Origin of the sequence: Halomonas meridiana (assembly GCF_009846525.1) — a bacterium.
In the GTDB taxonomy this organism is placed as follows: Bacteria; Pseudomonadota; Gammaproteobacteria; order Pseudomonadales; family Halomonadaceae; genus Vreelandella.
In genome coordinates, this window is record NZ_CP024621.1 from 2,550,323 (window position 1) to 2,571,261 (window position 20,939).

General features: G+C 59.1%; 17 protein-coding genes. 4 read left to right on the plus strand and 13 right to left on the minus strand.

The genetic code is table 11. From position 1 onward, the window contains the following. Positions 1-61: 61 nt before the first annotated feature. From CTT34_RS12280 to CTT34_RS12305, 6 genes are all read right to left on the minus strand, one after another. A complete protein-coding gene (locus CTT34_RS12280) occupies positions 62-817 on the minus strand; it encodes a ProQ/FINO family protein (protein ID WP_159342688.1) in 756 nt (251 codons plus the stop codon). A gap of 20 nt (positions 818-837) precedes the next feature. Next, the gene (locus CTT34_RS12285; protein WP_159342689.1) at positions 838-1,377 is read right to left on the minus strand and encodes a dihydrofolate reductase; all 540 of its coding nucleotides are present in this window, start codon (positions 1,375-1,377) and stop codon (positions 838-840) included. Further along, positions 1,374-2,192, minus strand: coding sequence for a thymidylate synthase (locus CTT34_RS12290; RefSeq protein WP_174788545.1), 819 nt, complete (start codon positions 2,190-2,192; stop codon positions 1,374-1,376). Before CTT34_RS12290 ends, CTT34_RS12285 begins: the two co-directional genes overlap by 4 nt. 135 nt (positions 2,193-2,327) lie before the next feature. Further along, a complete protein-coding gene (gene lgt, locus CTT34_RS12295; RefSeq protein WP_159342691.1) occupies positions 2,328-3,116 on the minus strand; it encodes a prolipoprotein diacylglyceryl transferase in 789 nt (262 codons plus the stop codon). 49 nt (positions 3,117-3,165) lie between these two features. After that, the gene (locus tag CTT34_RS12300) at positions 3,166-3,963 is read right to left on the minus strand and encodes a sulfite exporter TauE/SafE family protein (protein WP_159342692.1); all 798 of its coding nucleotides are present in this window, start codon (positions 3,961-3,963) and stop codon (positions 3,166-3,168) included. Continuing rightward, positions 3,960-5,123 carry a response regulator gene (locus CTT34_RS12305; RefSeq protein ID WP_368026782.1) on the minus strand — a complete coding sequence of 388 codons (1,164 nt, stop codon included), beginning with the start codon at positions 5,121-5,123 and terminating at the stop codon, positions 3,960-3,962. The genes CTT34_RS12300 and CTT34_RS12305 overlap by 4 nt, the downstream gene beginning before the upstream one ends. Positions 5,124-5,291: 168 nt before the next feature. Between CTT34_RS12305 and CTT34_RS12310 the strand changes: the two genes are divergently transcribed. Continuing rightward, positions 5,292-6,068 carry an NRDE family protein gene (locus CTT34_RS12310; protein WP_159342693.1) on the plus strand — a complete coding sequence of 259 codons (777 nt, stop codon included), beginning with the start codon at positions 5,292-5,294 and terminating at the stop codon, positions 6,066-6,068. On the opposite strand, the gene ptsP is transcribed toward CTT34_RS12310, so the two are convergent. Both ptsP and CTT34_RS12320 read right to left on the minus strand, forming a co-directional pair. Continuing rightward, positions 6,065-8,326 carry a phosphoenolpyruvate--protein phosphotransferase gene (ptsP, locus tag CTT34_RS12315; RefSeq protein ID WP_159343786.1) on the minus strand — a complete coding sequence of 754 codons (2,262 nt, stop codon included), beginning with the start codon at positions 8,324-8,326 and terminating at the stop codon, positions 6,065-6,067. The genes CTT34_RS12310 and ptsP overlap by 4 nt on opposite strands. An 86-nt stretch (positions 8,327-8,412) precedes the next feature. Then, complete coding sequence (locus CTT34_RS12320) at positions 8,413-8,907, minus strand: RNA pyrophosphohydrolase (RefSeq protein WP_139527002.1); 495 nt, start codon at positions 8,905-8,907, stop codon at positions 8,413-8,415. Between the two features lie 176 nt (positions 8,908-9,083). On the opposite strand from CTT34_RS12320, the gene CTT34_RS12325 reads away from it, so the two are divergent. Further along, the gene (locus CTT34_RS12325; RefSeq protein WP_159342694.1) at positions 9,084-9,740 is read left to right on the plus strand and encodes a histidinol-phosphatase; all 657 of its coding nucleotides are present in this window, start codon (positions 9,084-9,086) and stop codon (positions 9,738-9,740) included. A gap of 418 nt (positions 9,741-10,158) precedes the next feature. On the opposite strand, the gene CTT34_RS12330 is transcribed toward CTT34_RS12325, so the two are convergent. Next, the gene (locus CTT34_RS12330; RefSeq protein ID WP_016913321.1) at positions 10,159-11,133 is read right to left on the minus strand and encodes a malate dehydrogenase; all 975 of its coding nucleotides are present in this window, start codon (positions 11,131-11,133) and stop codon (positions 10,159-10,161) included. Positions 11,134-11,361: 228 nt separating this feature from the next. On the opposite strand from CTT34_RS12330, the gene CTT34_RS12335 reads away from it, so the two are divergent. Beyond that, positions 11,362-12,453, plus strand: a complete 1,092-nt coding sequence (locus tag CTT34_RS12335) for an efflux RND transporter periplasmic adaptor subunit (protein WP_159342695.1) — start codon at positions 11,362-11,364, stop codon at positions 12,451-12,453. Beyond that, complete coding sequence (locus tag CTT34_RS12340; RefSeq protein WP_159342696.1) at positions 12,437-15,505, plus strand: efflux RND transporter permease subunit; 3,069 nt, start codon at positions 12,437-12,439, stop codon at positions 15,503-15,505. Before CTT34_RS12335 ends, CTT34_RS12340 begins: the two co-directional genes overlap by 17 nt. Before the next feature lie 60 nt (positions 15,506-15,565). Here the strand turns inward: CTT34_RS12340 and rsd are convergent, their stop codons facing one another. The 4 genes from rsd to CTT34_RS12360 form a co-directional block, all read right to left on the minus strand. Further along, the gene (gene rsd, locus CTT34_RS12345) at positions 15,566-16,054 is read right to left on the minus strand and encodes a sigma D regulator (RefSeq protein WP_159342697.1); all 489 of its coding nucleotides are present in this window, start codon (positions 16,052-16,054) and stop codon (positions 15,566-15,568) included. Positions 16,055-16,221: 167 nt separating this feature from the next. Beyond that, positions 16,222-16,722, minus strand: coding sequence for a disulfide bond formation protein B (locus CTT34_RS12350; RefSeq protein WP_159342698.1), 501 nt, complete (start codon positions 16,720-16,722; stop codon positions 16,222-16,224). Next, a complete protein-coding gene (gshA, locus tag CTT34_RS12355; RefSeq protein ID WP_159342699.1) occupies positions 16,719-18,359 on the minus strand; it encodes a glutamate--cysteine ligase in 1,641 nt (546 codons plus the stop codon). Before gshA ends, CTT34_RS12350 begins: the two co-directional genes overlap by 4 nt. A 142-nt stretch (positions 18,360-18,501) precedes the next feature. Next, complete coding sequence (locus CTT34_RS12360; protein ID WP_159342700.1) at positions 18,502-20,856, minus strand: Tex family protein; 2,355 nt, start codon at positions 20,854-20,856, stop codon at positions 18,502-18,504. Positions 20,857-20,939: the final 83 nt, after the last annotated feature.

Below are 20,939 nucleotides of genomic sequence, written 5' to 3' on the forward strand. Positions count from 1 at the left end.
AAAAACAGTGTTTTTTTACGATTTGTGTTTTTTTATGGAACCCACAGCACGGCCTCGGGTCTCAGCGGCCTTCGAATTTTTGCTGCAAGCCTTTTAGTTTCTCTTCCATGCTAAGCGGCTTTTTCTGCTCGATTTTTTCGGACGTTACTGGTTTTGAAGCAGGCTGTTGGTCGCGTCGATGTAGCTTGTCAGCCCTGGCCTTCGTTTTATTAGCGCTGCTTTTTGCAGGGGTGGCCGAGCGGTCAGACGCATTTTTCGTGGGCGACTCGTGTCGACGCTCACTGGCATGTTGCGCAGCTTCTTTATCCACTTTACCCGCAGGCTGACCGTCTAAATCGACACGTTCGGCCCCTTCGCGCATGGATTTGATATAGCGCGGTAAATTGACGTAGTTGGCCAGCGCGCGGCGAATCAACTTGCCAGACCAAGGTTCGCGTTCGGCCAAATCTTGGTGAATGCCTACCTTCAAGGGCTTGGTATGCCCTTTAAAGAAAGCATTCGGGTAGCGCTGATACCACTGTTTCAGCAGCGCTTGCGGCGAAGGTGGTGCGGCGGGCGTGTCAGGCGCATCTGGCTCTGCCGAGCTGGTAACGCTCGGCGCTGGCTGAGGCAGTGATTGGGAAGCATGACTATCCGCTGCCGAGCGCTCTGTTTCAGCGGCGTGCATAGGGGCAGGCGTTTCTGGAGCGTGAGCCGTCAGTGCCGCGAGTTGTTGCTTTAACTGCTGATTCTCCTCGCGCAGCGCAGTGAGTTCGGCATTTTTTTGTTCGAGCCGTGTTTCTAACGTTTCTAATAGATGCAGTACGCTGGCGGCCATAACCCCCTCCTTTGACCTGATCAGTCGCTGACGCGCTCGTACACAACGAAGTCGTAGTTCGGCTGCCCTTCCGCTGGCTGGCCGGGTACACGCTGGACTTCTTGCCACTCGTCCATGGAAAACTCGGGGAAGTGGGCGTCGCCCTCGACCTCGATATCGACTTCCGTGATGTAGAGACGTTGTGCAAACGGTAAAGCTTGACGATAAATCTCGCCGCCACCCATGACCATGACTTCTTCCGCCGCCTCGATGGTCGCCTGCTGATCGGCCAGCGCTAACGCAGCGGGCAGTTCGTGGCACACGCGCGTACCTTCGGCGCTAAAATGGGTATCCCGAGTGACCACGATATTGAGTCGGTTAGGCAGCGGCTTACCGATGGAAGCATAGGTTTTGCGTCCCATAACCAGCGGCTTGGCCTGTGTCATGCGTTTGAAAAACTTCAAATCTTCGGGCAAGTACCAGGGTAGCTTGCCATCGACGCCGATGACGCGATTCTTGGCCATGGCGACGATCATCGCGACGGGCACCAGCGATTCATAAGCGGTGGCTTGCTGACTCATACGGCTACCTTTGCTTTGATATGCGGATGTGACTCATAGCCTTCGATCTGAATATCATCGAAAGTGAAGTCGAAGAGGTTTTTGATATCGGGATTGAGCGCCAGCGTAGGTGGCGCCATGGGCGTACGGCTGAGCTGCTCTTGAGCCTGTTCGAGATGATTGCTGTACAGGTGCGCATCCCCTAGCGTGTGCACGAATTCACCCGGTTTTAGCCCCGTGACCTGGGCCACCATGCTAAGAAGCAGCGCATAACTGGCGATATTGAAGGGCACGCCCAAGAAGATATCGGCACTGCGCTGGTATAGCTGGCACGAGAGCCGACCGTTGGCGACGTAGAACTGAAACAGGCAGTGGCACGGAGGCAGCTTCATTTCATCGACTTGGCCGGGGTTCCATGCGGATACGATCAACCGACGCGACTGCGGATTCGTGCGAATCTGTTCGAGCACATTGGTAATTTGATCGACACTGCCGCCGTTGGGATTTGGCCAGCTACGCCACTGATAGCCATACACGGGCCCCAGATTGCCGTTTTCGTCGGCCCACTCGTCCCAAATACGCACGCCGTTCTCTTTAAGATACCCAATGTTGGTATCCCCTTTCAGAAACCACAAAAGCTCGTGGATGATGGAGCGCAAATGCAGCTTTTTCGTCGTCAGCAGCGGGAAGCCGCGTGAGAGGTCAAAGCGCATTTGATGCCCAAACACCGAGCGCGTCCCCGTGCCGGTGCGGTCGCCACGGTCAACGCCCTGCTCCAGCACGGTACGCATCAGATCTAGGTAAGGCTGTTCAAGCGCAGGTAACGTTGATGTCATGGCAGGCGTGGGCGTTGTTGCAGTCACAGAAGTTCCAGATTAACAGCGAATGTGGGGCTGTATTCTAGGCCGCTGGCCGCTGATTGGCTACCAACGAGAGCGCGTCCCCACCATTCACCATTTACCAATTACCAATTACCACTTCGCATCCACAGACTGATGACGCGACCACGCCATGAACACCACTCCTAATGCAATCATGGGTAACGTAAGCAGCATGCCCATGGTGACCCAGCCGAAGGCGATGAAGCCGATATGGGCATCAGGCATACGAACGAACTCGACCAAGAAGCGGAACACACCGTACCCCAGCAGGAAGAGGCCGGAGATGAAGCCACGCGAGCGCGGCTTGGCGGAAACCCACCAGAGAATGGCGAATAGCACCACCCCCTCTAACAGCGCCTCATAGAGGGCCGAGGGATGTCGTGGTTCTGGCCCCATGCCGGGAAAGGGCATACCCCAGGGTAGCGAGGTGATGCGCCCCGGCAGCTCATGGTTGATGAAGTTACCGATACGTCCCGCCCCCAGGCCAATGGGCACGAGCGGTGCGATAAAATCGGTCAGCGCGATGAATGCCAACTGTTTGCGACGCGCGAAGAGCCAAGCAGCTAGCAGTACGCCCATCAAGCCACCGTGGAAACTCATACCACCGTCCCAAACGCGGAAGATCCAGAGCGGGTCGGCCAGCCACTGCTCTAAGCCGTAGAACAGGGCATACCCTAAGCGCCCACCGGCGACCACGCCAATGGCACAGTAGAAAAGCAGATCGCCGATATCGTCTTTGGTCAGCCCAAGCCGTGGGGCGCGTTTGCACCCTAGCCACCAAGCGGCCACGAAGCCGACGACGTACATGAGGCCGTACCAATGTACCTGCAACGGGCCGAGGGAAATCGCGACAGGATCTATCGTTGGGTAGTTGATCATTCACTTTCTCTATTCGAATAAAAGAAATGCCACCACTTGCCACAGCGGGTTACGCCAGTATGAAGCGTAACCCCACCACGGCGAGCAGTGCAGCAAAGCAGTAACGAAGCACATGGGCGGGCAGCACGTGCGCCAAACGCACGCCGAGGCGGGCGAAGGGTACACTGGTGACGACGATGCCAATGAACGCAGGCCACATCACGAACCCGGTAGCCCAGGGCGGCAATAAGGGGTTGCCCCAACCCACCACGACGAACGTGACGGCCCCCACCGCCGCTATTGGTAAGCCACAGGCGGCAGAGGTTCCCACCGCTTGTGTCATGGTGGCACCACAGCGTGAAAGCCAGGGCACGGTCATCGCGCCACCGCCGATACCAAATAGCGCAGAAATGGCTCCCACCACGCCTCCCGCCACGGTCATGGCGACCTTGCCAGGGGCCAATGTGCCCGGCTTGGGCGTCAGCCCCATGAGCATTTTGGTGGCGAGCAGGAGCACGAACACGCCGAATAAGGTGCCTAGCACGGTGCCCGACAAATTACCGGCGATGAAAACGCCCGCAATGGCCCCCAACATCAACCCGGGTAGCAGCGCTAAAAACCACGCACGATGTACGCTGCCTTTACGAAAGTGGCCTAGCGCAGAGGACGCCCCCGTCACGACAATGGTGGCCAGCGAGGTGCCCACTGCTAGGTGCATGGTGATCTCGGGGGAAATGCCCTGTAAGCCGAAAGCAAATACCAAGACGGGCACAATGATGATGCCCCCACCCACACCGAACAAACCGGCCATGGTGCCAGCCGCGGCACCTAGCAATAAGTAACTGGCCAAAATGGCTGCAAAGGTCATTCGTTGGGCTTCTCCAGGGCGTTAGGCAGCCATTTTTTGATCATGCCGTGCAGGGTATCGGGCTGATAAGGTTTGGCGAGGATATCGTCGAGCCCTGCGTTCGCACAGGTGTCTTTGCCCGCGTTATCGGCATTGGCCGTCAGGGCGATCATGACGCTGCGCTTGGAGGAGTGCTGCGCTTCGTACTGTCGCCAGCGGCGGGTGGTTTCCAACCCATCCAGGGTGGGCATGAAGATATCCATGAACACCAAGTCATAGAAAGCCGACTGCTGACGCTCCAGTGCCTGCTCGCCGCTACTGACTCCCTCTACCTGAAGCCCTTGCGACTCCAGCATTTGCCGCGCCAGCATCAGGTTTACGGGGCCATCATCGACCACCAACACCCGCGGACTTTGCTCATCAGAAATGGGTAGGTCGTAGGTATTGGCCTCGTTCACGCTCTGTTGCACGAAATTCGCCAACAGCGAGCGAATATCCGCCAGCCGCTCGCGAACGTGGGTGACGTTCTGTCGACAGGCATCGGACGCCTCGTCGGTCAGCATGGTGCCCAGATGATCGAACAGGCTGTCGGCTTCACGCTGCATGAGCGTCAGGTAGCCAGACTTTAGACGCGACTCCTCTCGGGCGCGCTCTCTTCCCGCCATGAGGTGCTTTAGCTGCTTTTGCTGGTGGTGTAAGTCTTCCAAGAGGGCCTGATCGGACTTGGGCTGCTCAGTGGCTTCCCCAGCCACATGGCCATTTTTCTCTAACGCGCTCACCAAGCTCGCCAATTGATCGTTGGCGCGAGTCAGCCGTTTGAGCGGGCGCTCGTGGCTCTCTTCGTTCAACAACAGCGGGGCATGGGGCATCATCCCCTGTTGAAGCGTATCGATATGGCGCTCCAGCTCGTTGAGACCTTGCACGAACAGCGCGTCTTTAAACTTGGCGCGCGCTTTGATTAACATTAAAAACGCGCCGACGTTGAGGCAGCTACCCAATAGCAGCGTCAGCGTGAGCCACAGCGTGGTGGTCCATGACGCTTGACCCGGTGACATCAGCCAAATCACGGCCCCCACCGACACGCACAGCAACACCAATGCGGCTTGAACAAGAAGCAGGGGCCATAACACCGGCCAAATGACGGCATTCCAGAAGTGCTCTCGCTGATAGCGTTGCATCATTCTCGACTTCCTAGTTGGCAGAAGGCAGCATGCCCCTTACGTGTAGGTGGTTCACGTGGATGACCCGCGTTTCACTGCTAAGTGTACGTCGACACCGCACCCCTGTCATGCCACGCGCTCCCACCACTTCAACCAGGCGGCACGACGACTGCCGATCAAGGGCTATGTATGTGTTTAATGACCTTTCATTGGGCGCCCGGTAGCGCGACTCCGCTCCGCTTAGCAGGCAATCGCGATGAGTTTCATGCGCGCGCCACGGCTCCGCTAAGCGCTTGGCAGGACCTCCCTCTATGCGGAGGCCGCGATTTGGAGGCGGGGGGTACGTGGCTGGCAGCCAATCGGCGTGGCGTGATAGCAGCGCTCACCAACGTCCGCGACACGCGCTTGAAGACGCCCGACAGCGCTCCCAGCCGGGGCGAATTAGTTGCGGGCGTGCTCACCGCCGACGATCCGGCAGAGTGGCTCAAGGCGCTGGCTGGTCACCATGCCGAGCGCTACGCAGGCTTCAATTTACTGGTCGCCACGACCCGCCACTGCTGGCACCTGCATCGAGGTTACGAGGGCGTGTCGCTGTCGCAAGTTGCCCCTGGGGTTCATGGGCTTTCGAATGCTAGCTTGAACACGCCATGGCCTAAGCTCGAGGCCGTGCGGCAGGCGCTTGCAGGGAACGAGGCGCGTCACTGGCGGCGTCACACCGGTCACGCACTACACGATCCTGCTTTGGCCGAGCCAGCTCTCTTACCAGATACCGGCGTTGGGCTCGCACTCGAACACCAGCTGTCGGCGGCGTTCATCGTGGGCGAGCAGTATGGTACGCGCGCCACCACATGGCTGACGCTGAACGCCCTGGGCAATGCCACTCTCACCGAGCAGCGCTTTGGACCGCTCGGCCGCTTTCTGGGCGATACCACATTGACGGCCTTGAACGAGCGAGCCGTGCCCTAATCCCGAGGAGGCAACAGATGCGACAGCTGCCACTCATCCAGTCGTTTATTCAGATGCTCGTGGACTCGGGCAGGCGTATCTAGCTGCATGATCTCTTTCAGCAGCGTTTGCGCATCCGTCAGGGAGACCCGACGAATTGCGGCACGCACTTTTGGCAGGCTGGGGGCGTTCATGGAGAGGCTGGTGAAGCCCATGGCCATCAAGAGCAGTGCACCCGCCGGGTCACCCGCTAGTTCACCACACAGCGATATGGGTTTGTCGAGCCGTTTGGCATCTTGGGCGAGTTCTTGCAGCGCCCCCAGCAGCGCTGGGTGAAGCGCATCGTACAAGCTGGAGACGCGTGGGTTGTTACGGTCGACCGCCAGCAGGTACTGCGTTAAATCGTTACTCCCCACCGAGAAGAAATCGACACGCTTGGCCAGCGCGTCCATCTGGTAGATGGTGGCCGGGACCTCGATCATCACGCCCACTTTGGGGCGCTCGACGCTAATGCCCTCCTCGCCCAACTCCAAGATAGCTCGGTCGAGGAGACGAATGGCTTCATCCACTTCCTCGACGTTGGTGATCATGGGGAACAGGACATAGAGATTGCCCAAATCGTGAGACGCTTTGAGCATGGCGCGTAGCTGCACCATCAGTACTTCGGGGTGATCCAGGGTTACCCGCATGCCCCGCCAGCCCAGGAACGGGTTGGCTTCCTCGATGGGAAAGTAGGGCAAGTCTTTGTCGCCACCGATATCCAGCGTACGCATCACGACAGGCAGAGGCGCAAAGCCCTCCAACTGCTCGCGGTACATACGCATTTGCTCTTTCTCACCGGGGAAGCGCTCGGTGATCATGAACGGCACTTCGGTGCGGTAGAGCCCTACTCCCCCAATCCGGCTCTTGAGCAGTGCAGAGGCGTCCACTGCCAATCCGGTGTTCACCATCAGCGGCATCTCATGGCCGTCGGGGGTTTCGCTGGGGAGGTCTTGCTCGTGCTCCAGTACTTCGCTGAGCACTTTCTCTTCGGCAATCAAGCTGGCGTAGCGGGTTTGCAGCTCGGCAGCGGGGCGAACGAACAAGCGCCCCCGATGCCCATCGAGCACCACGGGCGCGCCATTAAGACGCGGCAGCGGCAAATCGACCATGCCCAATACGGTGGGAATACCCATGGCACGGGCCACGATCGCCACGTGAGACGTACTAGAGCCGCGAACTGAGACGAGGCCTTTGAGCTTGTCGCGGGGTACTTCCCCCAGCATGGCCACACTGATTTCATCACCGACCAGGATGGCATTATCCGGATAGGTTTCCGGCGTGGAGGGCGTATCCTCCTGCAGGTGCGCCAGCACGCGGCGGCCCAGGTCACGGATATCTGCCGCCCGCTCGCGCAGGTAGTCGTCATCGACGCGTTCAAGATACTGCACATGGCGGCGGACGACATCGGCGAGCGCCCCCGGCGCCCACTGCCCTTCACGAATACGCTTCTCTACCTCTTCGGAGAGCGCGGCTTCGCCCAGCATTTGCTGGTATACGTCAAACAGCGCCAGCTCCTGGGAGGAGATCCGGTTGACCAAGCGCTCCGCTGCCGCACGAATTTCATCGCGGGTTTTGCCGATGGCCTCTTTTAGGCGAGCAATTTCGTACTCTTGATCGCTGGGAATCAGGTCAGGAACGCTGTTAAGGTCGGCAGGCGGTGTGATTACCACGGCTTCGCCCATGGCCATACCGGGTGACGCCGCGACACCTTTGAACATGGCTTGCCCGCCGGGCAGCGCCGGGCGCGACAGGTTGCCCGTGGCTAACGCATGTGCCAGCACACCCGCCAGTTGGGCGGCCATGGTCACCAAAAAGGCTTCGTCTTCATCGTCGTAGCGACGCTTTTCCGCCTGTTGAACCACCAGCACGCCGAGCATGTGGCGCTGGTGGATGATGGGCACGCCTAGAAAGCTGGAGTAGCGCTCCTCACCGGTGGCTTCGAAGTAACGGAAATGGGAGTGCGATTGGGCATCTTCCAGGTTGAGCGGTTCGCTTCGCTTGGCAACCAGGCCCACCAAACCCTCGCCCAAAGGAAGTACCACACGCCCAACCGCTTGGGTACGCAAGCCGATGGTTTCCATGAGCACGAGCGACTCCAGCTCTTTATCGTAGAGATAAAAGGAGCACACATCGGTCTGCATGGCTTTGCGTATGCGGCGAACCATGGTCGACAGCGCGGCGTCGAGGTTTCGTGCGCCATTCACTTCTTGAATAACGCGTCGCAGCACCTCAAGCATGGACGTTTTACTATTCACTATTATCTGCCTCGCTGAGGGATTGTCCGGCTGGCTACCACTGCACTTACCCTGCAGTGATACGCGCGTTATCCTTCGTCATCTTGTGCCAAGCGCTGCACGCGCGGAGAAAGCTCCCTGAGTGCGCGCCGATAAACCTCGCGTTTGAACGGCACTACTTGCCCAAGCGGGTACCAGTAGCTCACCCATCGCCAACCGTCGAATTCCGGCTTGGGCGTGGCCGTCATACAGATCCGGTTTTCTTGGCAACGAATTTTGAGTAAAAACCACTTCTGCTTCTGGCCGATACAGACCGGCCGTGAGTGGGTACGAATCATGCGTCGTGGCAGACGGTAGCGCAGCCAGCCCCGGGTGCAGGCGACAATATCAACATCGTCGGCGGTTAAGCCGATCTCTTCGTGAAGTTCACGAAAAAGCGCTTGTTGTGGAGTCTCGCTTGCTTTGATGCCTCCCTGGGGAAACTGCCACGCATTTTGCCCTACACGACGCGCCCAAAGCAGCTGCCCCTGGCTATTGGCAATGATGATGCCAACATTGGGGCGAAAGCCGTCAGCGTCGATCACGGACATCACCTTCATAAATTTTCAGTTGTCCCCATTTTTCCACAAGGGAGACAACCGTATCAATACAATATAACGCTAAGTGGTTAAACCTAGGTGACTCTGCGATAATCCGGCGCTTTGTGTCCCACGACCAACGTCCACTATTCACCACCAACCGTAACCATAAGGGGAGCGCCGTGAGTCTGGCCATTTTCGATTTGGACAATACGCTGCTATCCATCGACAGCGATCACGCCTGGGGAGAGTTCTTGCTTGAACAGGGGGCGGTGGACCCCGTGGCGTACCGCGAAGCCAACGAACGTTTCATGGCTGATTACAATGCGGGCACGCTGGACATGGCGGCGTTTTTGGAAATGGCGCTCAAGCCGTTGGCCGATAACAGCCCCGAACAGCTAGTGGCGTGGCACCAGCAGTTCATGGCCAGCAAGATCGAGCCGCACATTCTACCCAAAGCCGAAGAGCTGCTGGCTCGGCACCGTACCAAAGGCGATACGCTGCTGATCATTACCGCCACCAACCGTTTCATCACCGGCCCCATCGCCGAGCGCCTGGGCGTAGATGATTTAATCGCCGTAGAACCCGAAATGATCGACGGCCGCTATACCGGACGTGTCGATGGCGTACCCAGCTACCGCGAAGGCAAAGTCACTCGTTTACAAGCGTGGCTGGAAGCCCAAGACCTCACGATGGACGGCGCGTGGTTCTACAGCGACTCCCACAACGACCTCCCGCTGTTGGAAAAAGTCGAGCACCCCGTCGCCGTCGACCCCGACGACACCCTACGCCAAGTGGCTGAAGAGCGAAACTGGCGAATTATGAGCCTGCGGGATTAAGGTAAGTGTCACGCATTTCTTGAGATGGCGACAGCCGCCTCGATATTACCGCCGTAATTCATCCAACCTAATGCCACCATCGGCACCCCTAGCGGGGTGCTTCGCGGGTGCGCTCCGCTTACCACGCGCTACAAGGTGCCCACCGTCAGTACGTGACACTCCGTAGCGCGGCGTAACGAATCTTGCGAGGTAACGAGCAAATGAGGCACCCGCGAAGGCGGCGATTAGCCGCCCGGATGGAGCCACCATGAACCATCAAATCTTGGTGACTCCATCGTCCCCCCTAACGTGGTGCTTCGCGGGTGTGCTCCGCTTACGCCGCGCGACAGGATGAGTGAATAGATACAAAAAACCCCGCAAGACATCTTGCGGGGTTTTGCGTGACTAACCGCTTGTTAAAAGCGCTTAGCAGGCGCGCTTAGCCAAGCAGATGCTCGACGGCAGCACGCTCTTCGCGCAGTTCTTTCTCGGTGGCTTGCATCTTCTCTTTGCTGAATGCATCCAGCTCGAAACCTTGTACGATTTCGTATTTGCCACCCTGGCAACGAACCGGGTAGGAGTAGATGATGCCTTCGGCGATGCCGTAGCTGCCGTCGGAAGGAATCGCCATGCTGACGATGCCGTCGCAACCCAGCGCCCAATCGCGCATGTGGTCGATGGCAGAAGACGCAGCAGAAGCGGCAGAGGACGCACCGCGCGCTTTGATGATGGCGGCACCGCGCTGTTGAACGGTCGGGATGAAGTCGTTTTCGTACCAGTCACGCTCGACCAGATCGAAAGCGGCTTTGCCGTCGACTTTGCACTGGGCCAGATCCGGGTACTGGGTGGCACTGTGGTTGCCCCAGATGATCATGTTTTCGACGTCCGTGACGTGCTTGCCAGTTTTTTGAGCCAGCTGCGTCAGCGCGCGGTTGTGGTCCAGACGCGTCATGGCAGTGAACTGGCCTGCGTCCAGATCCGGCGCGTTGCAAGAAGCAATCAGCGCGTTGGTGTTGGCCGGGTTACCGACGACCAACACTTTGACGTCACGGCTGGCGTGGTCGTTCAGCGCTTTGCCTTGTACAGAGAAGATCGCGGCGTTGGCTTCCAGCAGATCTTTACGCTCCATACCCGGGCCACGCGGACGCGCACCTACCAGCAGGGCGAAATCGGCATCTTTGAAGGCAACGTTCGGGTCGTCGGTGGCAACGATGTCTTGTACCAGCGGGAACGCACAGTCGTTGACTTCCATCACGACGCCGTTCAGCGCGTCCATCGCTTGAGGAATTTCGAGAAGCTGGAGAATGACGGGCTGATCCGGCCCCAGCATGTCGCCAGCGGCAATACGGAAAATAAGAGAGTAGCTGATCTGGCCGGCACCGCCGGTAATCGCAATACGTACTGGATCTTTCATCATTGCTCCTTGATGGTTCGCCTAATGGAGGTTCGCCTGGTAAAGAATAGCGCCACGATGTTATGCCCAGATGCTCAAAAACTCAATCAGACATGAGACGACTACCCATTTGCCCGCGGGCTTGGTACTCGCTGAAAACGGCCAGTTACGCTATGGTGTGACGGGCTGCGGCACCTTCCTTACCGCACTCTTTATCTTTTGTCATCCTATTTGGAACCGTGACTTCCCATGCGACGAATTCCCCCCTCTTACGCGCTGGCAAGCCTTCTGGTGCTGGCGTTAGTGGTATGGCTGGCCGTTGGCGATTTTCAGCAGTTTCAATCGTCACCTCCTGAAAGTGCAGCAGAGGAAGCCGAGACCCTTCCCCGCGTCGAGGTAAACACTCAGCAGAGCACGCCCTATATTCCCCAGCAGGTGCTGCAGGGCCAGCTGACCGCCGAGCGCGAAACGGTGCTGCGTGCCAACGTCGGGGGGTATGTAGCAGAGAAGCCGATTGAGCAAGGAGAAAGCGTGCGCCAGGGCGAAACGCTACTCGTGCTGGATAACGATGCCCTGCCCGAGCGCTTGCAGCAGGCCAGAGACGAGCTAGCGCTGGCCGAAGCCGAGTACGCTGGCGCCCAGAACTTGCGCCGTCGCGAGCTAATTTCACAACCGGAACTGCTGCGCTTACAGAGTGCGCTCAGCGGCAGCGCGGCCCAAGTAGCTCAGCTCGAGAAGCAACTACAAGACACTCGCCCTACGGCCCCGTTCGAGGGCGTATTAGACCGCGTACAGGTGGAGCTTGGCGATCTGCTCCAGCCTGGCGAAGAGTGGGCGCGCTTGATCGATGACCGCCGCTTGACCGGCACCGCCTGGGTATCTCAGCAGCAGGTAGGCGAATTGGCCGTTGGCTTGCCCGTGACGGCGCGCTTGCTCAACGGCGGCTCGCTCACCGGCGAAGTCAGCTATATCAGCAGCCGGGCAGAAGAAGCTACCCGCTCCTTCTATATCGAAGTAGCGCTCGATAACCCCGAGCGCCTGCGCCTGGCGGGCGGCAGCGCCGAGTTCACCATTACTTTGCCGCCTCGTCAGGTCCACACGCTCTCCCCGGCGCTGTTTAGCCTGGATGATCGGGGCCAGCTAGCCATCAAGCACTTGGATGACGAGGATCGTGTGGTGCAAACCGCCGTCGAGCTGGTGAGCGCCGACACCGAGCGCGCCTACGTCAGCGGACTCCCCAACCCGGTCACCCTCATTACGTTAGGGGCTGGTTTGGTGAACCCCGGCGACGCGGTAACGCCGGTGCCTGCCCAGGAAGGTGGACATGCGACAGCTGATTAATGCCGCCCTCACCCATACGCGTACTACGCTGCTGCTGCTGGTAGGGCTTCTGCTGGCGGGCACTGCTGCATGGCAGATGATTCCCAAGGAGGCGAACCCGGACGTGACGATTCCGATCATCTACGTCTCCCTCGCCCTGGAAGGTGTCAGCCCCGAAGATGGCGAGCGGCTGCTGGTCCGCCCCATGGAGCAAGAACTGCGCGGCATCGAAGGGCTGCGTAAATTTACTGCGCAATCCAGCGAAGGGCATGGCTCGGTGACACTGGAGTTCGACCCCGGTTTTGACCCAGACACCGCGCTGGCCGATGTGCGCGAGCGCGTGGATATTGCCCGCAGCAGCCTGCCCGATGAAGCTGAAGAGCCTCGGGTGATGGAGGTGAATGTCTCGGAGTTCCCCGTTCTGAGTATCGGCCTCTCCGGCGACCTGGATACCCGCGAGCGTATGACCATCGCTCGGCGACTGAAAGAGGAAATCGAAGGCATCGCCGACGTGCTGGAAGTGGACATCGCCGGGGAGCGTGAGGACCTTTTAGAAATTGTCGTCGACCCACTGGTGCTAGAGAGCTACGGCGTCGATTTTGATACCCTCTTCAACCAAGTTTCCCGCAATAACCGTTTGGTGGCAGCCGGTAGCCTGGATACCGGCGCGGGGCGGCTGGCACTCAAAGTGCCCGGCATTATCGAGTCGCTGAACGATGTGATGAACATGCCTGTAAAGGTCGAGGGTGATCAAGTCGTCACCTTTGGCGACGTGGCTTGGATTCACCCTACCTACAAAGAGGCCGAAGGGTTCGCCCGCATTGATGGTCAGCCCGCCGTGGTGCTGGAAATTTCCAAACGCGCGGGGGCCAATATCATCGCCACCATCGAGGCGGTGCGCGCGACCTTTGCCCAAGCCGAGGACCTTTTGCCCGAGCAGCTGCGCGTCACGACCATCTTGGACGAGTCCGTCACGGTCCAGAGCATGCTGTCTGAGCTGCTCAATAACGTGTTGACCGCCGTGGTGCTGGTGCTGGTCGTGGTGGTCGCTGTGATGGGCTGGCGGATGGCGCTGCTGGTGGGGCTGACGATTCCGGGGGCATTTCTCACCGGTATTCTGCTGGTGTGGGCGTTTGGTTTTACGCTCAATATCGTGGTGCTGTTTGCGCTGATTCTCGTGGCGGGCATGCTGGTGGATGGGGCCATCGTGGTCAGCGAGTTGGCGGACCGCTACCTGCACGAAGGCCAAGCGCCGCATCAAGCATGGCTCAACGCGGCCTCGCGCATGAGCTGGCCGGTGATTGCTTCCACGGCAACGACACTCGCCGTATTCATCCCGCTACTGTTCTGGCCCGGCGTGGTGGGCCAATTCATGAAGTACCTACCCGCCACGGTGATTTTGTGCCTGCTAGCCTCGCTGGCCATGGCGCTGGTATTTCTGCCCACCCTTGGCCGCCTGTTCACCCGCACCTCGCAGGCGAGTGGCACCGGGCCGATAGATGAAAGTACAGCGCTTGGGCGTGGGTATCGTCGGATCTTGAGCCGCCTGCTTCAGCATCCTGCCTGGGTATTGCTGTTTGCGGTACTGCTGATTGCCCTACTCTACACCGGCTATGCGCGCTTCAATCATGGCGTGGATTTCTTCCCTAACGTCGAGCCGGACAGCGCTCAAGTACTGGTGCGCGCCCGCGGTGATTTTTCGGCGGAGGAAACCGATGCCATTTTGCAGCGCGTGGAGCAGCGGCTGGGCGGACTGAGCGAAGTGGAAGCGCTCTATGCGCGCTCTTATGCCGTGCCCGATCAACAGATGGGCAGCGATGTGATTGGCATGCTGCAGTTTCAGTTCATCGACTGGCACCAGCGCCGCCCCGCGCGCACTATTCTGGCGGATATGGCCGAACGTACGCAGGATATCCCGGGTATTACCTTGGAGTTCCAAGAGCAGGAGATGGGCCCCGGCGGTGGTAAACCTATCGTGCTGGAGGTCAGTGCGACCGACCCAGAGGTTGCCGATGCGGGGGTCGACCAACTGACGGCCATGATGCGCCAACTGGGCGGTTTCACCGATATTCAGGATAACCGCAGCTTGCCGGGGGTCGAGTGGCAGGTGAACGTGGATCGTGAAGCCGCCGCCCGCATGGGAACCGACATCACCACGATTGGTAGCGCCGTGCAGCTACTCACGACCGGGCTGCAAGTAGCGTCTTACCGCCCGCCCACGGTAAACGACGAGGTGGATATTCGGGTGCGACTGCCGGAGAACTGGCGCACGCTGAATCAGCTCGAGCGTTTGACGATTAATACCCCGCGCGGTCAGGTACCGATTTCACACTTTGTAGAGATCACCCCTGCGCCGAAAGTGGGCACGCTCAACCGTATCGATGGTCGCCGTGCCATTACGGTAGAGGCTGACTTAGCGCCAGGGTTCTTAGCCGATGAGCGGCTGCGCGCGCTATTAGACGCAGGCCAAGGTCAATTGCCCGACGGCTTGATGGTCAACGTCGCCGGTGAACAGGAGGATCAGCAGGAGTCGATGCAGTTTCTGGTCGGTGCTTTCTTGATTGCAATTGGCTTGATGGCACTGATTCTGGTGACGCAGTTCAATAGCTACTACCAAGCAGCGCTGGTGCTCTCGGCGATTGTGTTTTCCACCGCCGGAGTGTTGATGGGCTTGCTCATTACCGGGCAGGCTTTTGGCATCGTCATGGTGGGTATGGGGGTCATCGCGCTGGCAGGCATCGTGGTGAACAACAATATCGTGCTGATCGATACCTATAACGAGCTACGCGCCGATGGCATGCCACCTGCGCAGGCGGCGTTGGAAGCGGGTTGCTTACGCCTGCGGCCCGTGTTGCTCACGGCCATTACCACGGTGCTAGGTTTGATGCCGATGGTATTAGGGGTGAACGTGAACCTCTTCGCCCCGGCGCTTGGGTTCAACGCCCCTTCCGCCCAGTGGTGGACACAGATGTCCAGCGCGATCGCTGGCGGCCTCACCTTTGCCACCGCCCTTACCCTGCTGCTCACTCCCTGCATGCTGGTGATTGGCGGGGCGTTGAGGCGTAACAAGTAAAGGCTGGGCGGTGAACCGTTGTGATTCAGGCAGCGACGTGCGCTGCCTGAGGAGGAGGTGTCAAGCGGGAGACTTGGCCTGCTGAGGGCTGTGGGCAGCGTGTAGCCGGGCGATGAGCTGGTCTTCCAATGCAAAGCGCTCAGTCAGCCCTTTGGCGAGGCGGTCGATCCAAGCGGGAAGCCGCGCCAGGTTCTGCTGGCAACGCACCGGAGAGGCGAAATCCTCGTCGAACTCCAGCACCATGGCCGTGGACATCTCTAGCCGTTCGAGCAGTTTAGCGGCGATCTGGAGTGCGCTGTCGTCGTCGAACGCTTTGGCTTCTTCCGCTAGCTGCGGATACACCTCGAAGTGTCCGGCGCTGATGTAATCCATCAGCAGTTCGCTAAAGGTATCGATGCGCGCCTTGCTGACGGCCTCTAGCTCTACGTCGCAGGCATCTTTTAGCTCAATGAAGCTCACCAGCAGCGCACGGCGTTGGTCCAGCCAGCGGTCGATCAGGCTGTGCACGCCCCCCCAGCGCTCCAGGGCATTTTTGCAATCTTCGAGCATGGGGCTTTCTCCTTGCAGATAGCCGCCTTGAACAGGGCTAGACTCGCCTTTCCTTCTACCTCTGTCAATCGTGGCGGAGATGATTTCCTTGATACTGGATAGTGTGCCTTCGATAGTCAACGATTACGTCAGGCAGCCGCGACTAACTCGACCGCCTGACGCCTATCCTAGCGCTTAATGGCCAGCCATAGAATACGCAGTGGCACCAGCGCGAGCACTAAAAAGCCAATCAGCGTCCAGGCGGGCAACGAGAGGCCTAACAGCATGAAGTCGATCTCGGCGCACTCGCCTGACCCTGTCAGCACCCTCGCCACGACCTCCTGCATGGGCAGAATGTCCATCATGTAATCGAGCCCCGGGCCGCAGCTCGGCACTTCATCGGCAGGCAGACCTTGTAGCCATACGTGGCGACCGGCAATGAACGCGCCAGTGCCCACGGCCGCAAGCCCTAATACGCCGTAGATGCCTTTGCCTACACCGCCTTTGGGGTTATGAATGGCCGCTACCGCCAACACCAACCCTGCCGCAATGACCGCAACGCGCTGAAAGATACACAGCGGGCAAGGTTCCAAACCGACGATGTGTTCGAGGCTCAAGGCGACGGCCATCATCAGTACGCAAAAGGCAACACCGGCGAGCGCTGCCGGACGAATGGCGGGTGTAATCATTGAGCGTCCTCGGAGGGGAGTGCAGACAGTGCCCGTGACTCACGCGCTTTGGCAAAATAGCTTTCAAGAAACGCGCTAAAGCTCTCTTGATCGGCCTCTTCGATATCCCGCTGCTGCTGATGCGAGGTATCGATCAACTGCGCCAACAGCGCTTCGCGTGAGCGCAGCATCGGCGTAGCTTTCAGCTTATCCGCTTGTGCCTGGGCCATCTCAAGCAGCGTGTCGCTAAGCGAGCCATTACCTTCCTGTAAACGCGCCAGCATCTTTCCTGACGGCGTTAGCGATGGGTCTTCGAGACGCGGTGCCAGGTCGTCGAGCGCAGCGGCATGAGGCGCACCCTCTTCGACCGCATCGAGCAATCGCGCCACTTCCCTCATTTCCGCAAAGATTTGCTCACTCCACTCAGGCAGCGTGACCGACTCACCATCCCGCATTAGGCGCAGGTCCGGGTCGCGCCCCCGCTCCACCACCAAACGGCGGTTATCGTCTAAACGATCACACTCTTCGTCGGAGATCCAAGGGCTATCGCTGAGCAAACACCACATCAAGAACGTATCGACAAAGCGCATCTGGGTTTCGGTCACGCCCAGCGGGTCGAACGGGTTGAGGTCCAGGCAGCGCACTTCGATGTACTCGACGCCCCGAGCTTCCAGCGCTTGGCTTGGCGTTTCGTTGTGCTTGGCGACGCGCTTGGGCCGAATGTCGCTGTAGTACTCGTTTTCGATCTGCAGGATATTGGCGTTGAGCTGCTGCCACTCATCGCCGTTTCTAACGCCCAGCGCCTCGTAATCGGGCCAGGGCGTGGAGATGGCGTGACGCAGCGTATTGACGTAATTCGACAGCGAGTTGAAGCAAATTTTGAGCTGCGACTGCACCTTGTTTTGGTAGCCGAGATCCGACATGCGTAGCGTCGTGGCATAAGGCGCGTAGTAGGTGTCGTCACTCAGCGGCTGGAGCTTATCCGGCACTTGGCCATGGGGCAGGAAGCTCTTGTCGATGGCCGGAGAGGCACCAAACAAATAGAGCAACAGCCAGCTATGGCGGCGGAAGTGACGAATCATTCCGAAATAACGAGTCGAGCGGTAGTCGTTGAAGGGAATATTGGTGGCTTTTTCCATTTCCCGCAGGGCGTGCCACATATCCTCCGGCAACGATACGTTGTAATGCACGCCGGCGATGGCCTGCATGATACGCCCGTAGCGCACATCCAGTCCCTTGCGATAGACATGCTTCATGGTGCCCACGTTGGAGCTGCCGTAATCCGCAATGGGAACGCTATCGTTACCTGACAGCCTTGAGGGCATGCTACCCGGCCAAATCCACTCGTTTTCCAAGTGGTGATAGGTAAAGGTGTGCAGGTCGGATAAAAAGGCCAGCGCCTCTTTCGGCTCGGAGTACACCGGGGTGATGTACTCTAGTAGCGCCTCGGAGTAATCGGTGGTGATATGCGGGTGAGTCAGCTTCGACCCGAGCGCATGGGGATGCGCCGTTTGCGCAATATGGCCGTTGGCATCGACACGCAGCCCCTCTTTCTCTAGCCCGCGACGCAAGCGCCTTAAACGCCCTAGCCGTGCACTCGGCAGCAGCCGCTCTACCTGGGCGGTGAGCGAAGGTGGCACAGTGAGTGGTTCAGACAAGGTGAACACTCCTTGTTAGTAAGGCCTGCATCGAGCAGGCCTTGTTGACGTCAGCTGGCATTGCCATAACCATTACCCTGCTTTCTAATCGAGAATAGACAGCAGGATATGGCGGCAATGGTTAAATATTCAAGACACGCGACTATTTGCCCCGCTTGGCCTTGAGTAACGCAGCCCCCAGCGCGCCCATGGCGGCTGGGGCTTCATTGGCTTGACCTCCCTGACGCTGACCACCTTGGCGCTGGCTGCGAGCAGGTTTACGCGGCGCTGCCGAGGCCGTGGTGCCCGGCGCATCGGGCTGTTCCGGTTCGTCATCCAGGCGCATGGATAGCCCTACCCGTTTCCGCGGAATGTCCACGCTCATCACTTTGACCGTGACGATATCGCCCGCTTTGACGACGCTGCGCGGGTCATCGATGAAGCGGTCGGACAGCGCCGAGATATGCACCAAGCCGTCTTGATGAACGCCAATATCCACAAACGCCCCGAAGTGGGTCACGTTGGTGACGGTGCCTTCCAGCACCATGCCCAGCTTGAGGTCTTTGAGGGTTTCGACGCCCTCACGGAATTCGGCAGCTTTGAATTCGGGCCGCGGGTCGCGACCGGGCTTGTCCAGCTCTTTGAGAATGTCGCTAACCGTAGGCACACCAAAACGCTCGTCGGCGAAGTCGGCGGGCTTGAGCGCTTTCAGAGTGGCGCTGTCGCCAATCAGGCCTTTCACATCACGACTATTCTGCTTGGCGATACGCTCCACCAGCGTATAGGCCTCGGGGTGAACAGCACTGGCATCCAGCGGGTTATCGGCATTGCTAATGCGTAGAAAGCCTGCGCACTGCTCGAAGGTTTTCGGGCCTAGACGGCTCACTTCCAGCAGCTCTTTACGGCTCTTGAATGCCCCCTGCACGTTACGCTGGGCCACGATATTTTCGGCGATGGCGGCGCTTAGCCCTGCGACACGAGACAGCAGCGCGCTGGAGGCGGTGTTGAGATCCACGCCCACGGCGTTCACACAGTCTTCGATGACCGCTTCCAAGCTACGCGAGAGCTGCACTTGGGAAACATCGTGCTGATATTGGCCAACGCCGATGGATTTGGGTTCGATCTTCACCAGCTCGGCCAAGGGGTCTTGCAAACGCCGGGCAATCGAGACGGCACCGCGAATGGTCACGTCGAGATCCGGCAGTTCGCGCGCAGCGTACTCGGATGCCGAGTACACCGATGCGCCCGCCTCGGACACCATCACCTTGCTCAGCCGGTGGGCAGGCGCCAGCGCTTTTACCAGCTCACCCGCTAGTTTGTCGGTTTCTCGGCTGGCGGTGCCGTTACCCACGGCGATCAACTCAACGCCATGCTGCTTGACCAGCTTAGCGAGCACGTTGAGCGACTCGTCCCAACGGTTTTGCGGCGCATGGGGATAAATGGTGGCTTGGTCGACGAACTGGCCGGTGGCATCGATCACTGCTACTTTACAGCCGGTACGCAGGCCGGGGTCGAGTGCCAGAGTCACTTTCTGCCCGGCAGGCGCTGCCAGGAGCAGGTCTTTGAGGTTGGCGGCAAACACGTCGATGGCAGTCTGTTCGGCCTGGTCACGCAGGCGGCCCAGCAGCTCGGTTTCCAGCGCAGTGTAAAGTTTCACACGCCAGGTCCAGCGCACCACTTCGCTCAGCCACTTATCCGCCGCGCGCCCCTCATCGCTAATGCCCACCTGCTTGGCAATCGCCACTTGCGCAGGATGAATCGGCGCGTCGTCTTCACCCGGCAAACGGATCGCTAGGCTCAAGACGCCTTCATTGCGGCCACGGAACATGGCCAGCGCCCGGTGCGAGGGCACTTTCGCCAGCTTTTCATCGTGCTCGAAGTAGTCGGAGAACTTAGCGCCCTCCTGCTGTTTGCCATCCAGCACGCGCGCACTGAGTTCGCCTTCTTGCCATAGCCGCTCCCGCAGTTGACCAATCAGCTCGGGGTCTTCTGCAAAGCGCTCCATCAGAATCTGCTTGGCACCATCCAGCGCCGCCTTGGCATCTTCAATGGCGGGGATATCCCCTTCGGCTTCGCGCAGGTATTGGGCGGCTTCGCTTTCGGGCTCAAGCGTTGGATTTGCCAGCAGCGCATCCGCCAGCGGCTCCAGCCCCGCTTCACGGGCAATTTGCGCTTTAGTGCGGCGCTTTTTCTTGAAGGGGAGGTATAAATCTTCCAAACGCTGCTTGGTATCGGCGGCTTGAATGGTCGCTCTGAGGGTCGAATCCAGCTTGCCCTGCTCATCGATGGCGGCGAGTACCGCCTCACGACGCTCTTCCAGCTCGCGCAGGTAGCGCAGGCGTTCGTCCAACTGGCGAAGCTGCGTATCATCCAGCGCGCCGGTGACTTCTTTACGGTAACGGGCAATAAAAGGCACGGTAGCGCCCCCATCCAGAAGCTCTACCGTGGCGGCGACCTGTTCAGGCCGGACGCTTAGCTCTTCAGCCAAGCGTGCAGTAATGCGTTGTTTGACATCCATAACGTGCAACTAACTCATGCAGCATTCGAGGTGCCGACAAGGTACCACAAACCACCTGGGGTGGCATGGCTTGGGTCGCATGG

Coding starts and splice junctions, on each gene's coding strand:
- CTT34_RS12280 (WP_159342688.1), bottom strand. CDS start 817: ATGGCCGCCAGCGTACTGCATCTATTAGAAACGTTAGAAACACGGCTC.
- CTT34_RS12285 (WP_159342689.1), bottom strand. CDS start 1,377: ATGAGTCAGCAAGCCACCGCTTATGAATCGCTGGTGCCCGTCGCGATG.
- CTT34_RS12290 (WP_174788545.1), bottom strand. CDS start 2,192: ATGACATCAACGTTACCTGCGCTTGAACAGCCTTACCTAGATCTGATG.
- lgt (WP_159342691.1), bottom strand. CDS start 3,116: ATGATCAACTACCCAACGATAGATCCTGTCGCGATTTCCCTCGGCCCG.
- CTT34_RS12300 (WP_159342692.1), bottom strand. CDS start 3,963: ATGACCTTTGCAGCCATTTTGGCCAGTTACTTATTGCTAGGTGCCGCG.
- CTT34_RS12305 (WP_368026782.1), bottom strand. CDS start 5,123: ATGATGCAACGCTATCAGCGAGAGCACTTCTGGAATGCCGTCATTTGG.
- CTT34_RS12310 (WP_159342693.1), top strand. CDS start 5,292: ATGTGTTTAATGACCTTTCATTGGGCGCCCGGTAGCGCGACTCCGCTC.
- ptsP (WP_159343786.1), bottom strand. CDS start 8,326: ATGCTTGAGGTGCTGCGACGCGTTATTCAAGAAGTGAATGGCGCACGA.
- CTT34_RS12330 (WP_016913321.1), bottom strand. CDS start 11,133: ATGAAAGATCCAGTACGTATTGCGATTACCGGCGGTGCCGGCCAGATC.
- CTT34_RS12335 (WP_159342695.1), top strand. CDS start 11,362: ATGCGACGAATTCCCCCCTCTTACGCGCTGGCAAGCCTTCTGGTGCTG.
- CTT34_RS12340 (WP_159342696.1), top strand. CDS start 12,437: ATGCGACAGCTGATTAATGCCGCCCTCACCCATACGCGTACTACGCTG.
- rsd (WP_159342697.1), bottom strand. CDS start 16,054: ATGCTCGAAGATTGCAAAAATGCCCTGGAGCGCTGGGGGGGCGTGCAC.
- CTT34_RS12350 (WP_159342698.1), bottom strand. CDS start 16,722: ATGATTACACCCGCCATTCGTCCGGCAGCGCTCGCCGGTGTTGCCTTT.
- CTT34_RS12360 (WP_159342700.1), bottom strand. CDS start 20,856: ATGGATGTCAAACAACGCATTACTGCACGCTTGGCTGAAGAGCTAAGC.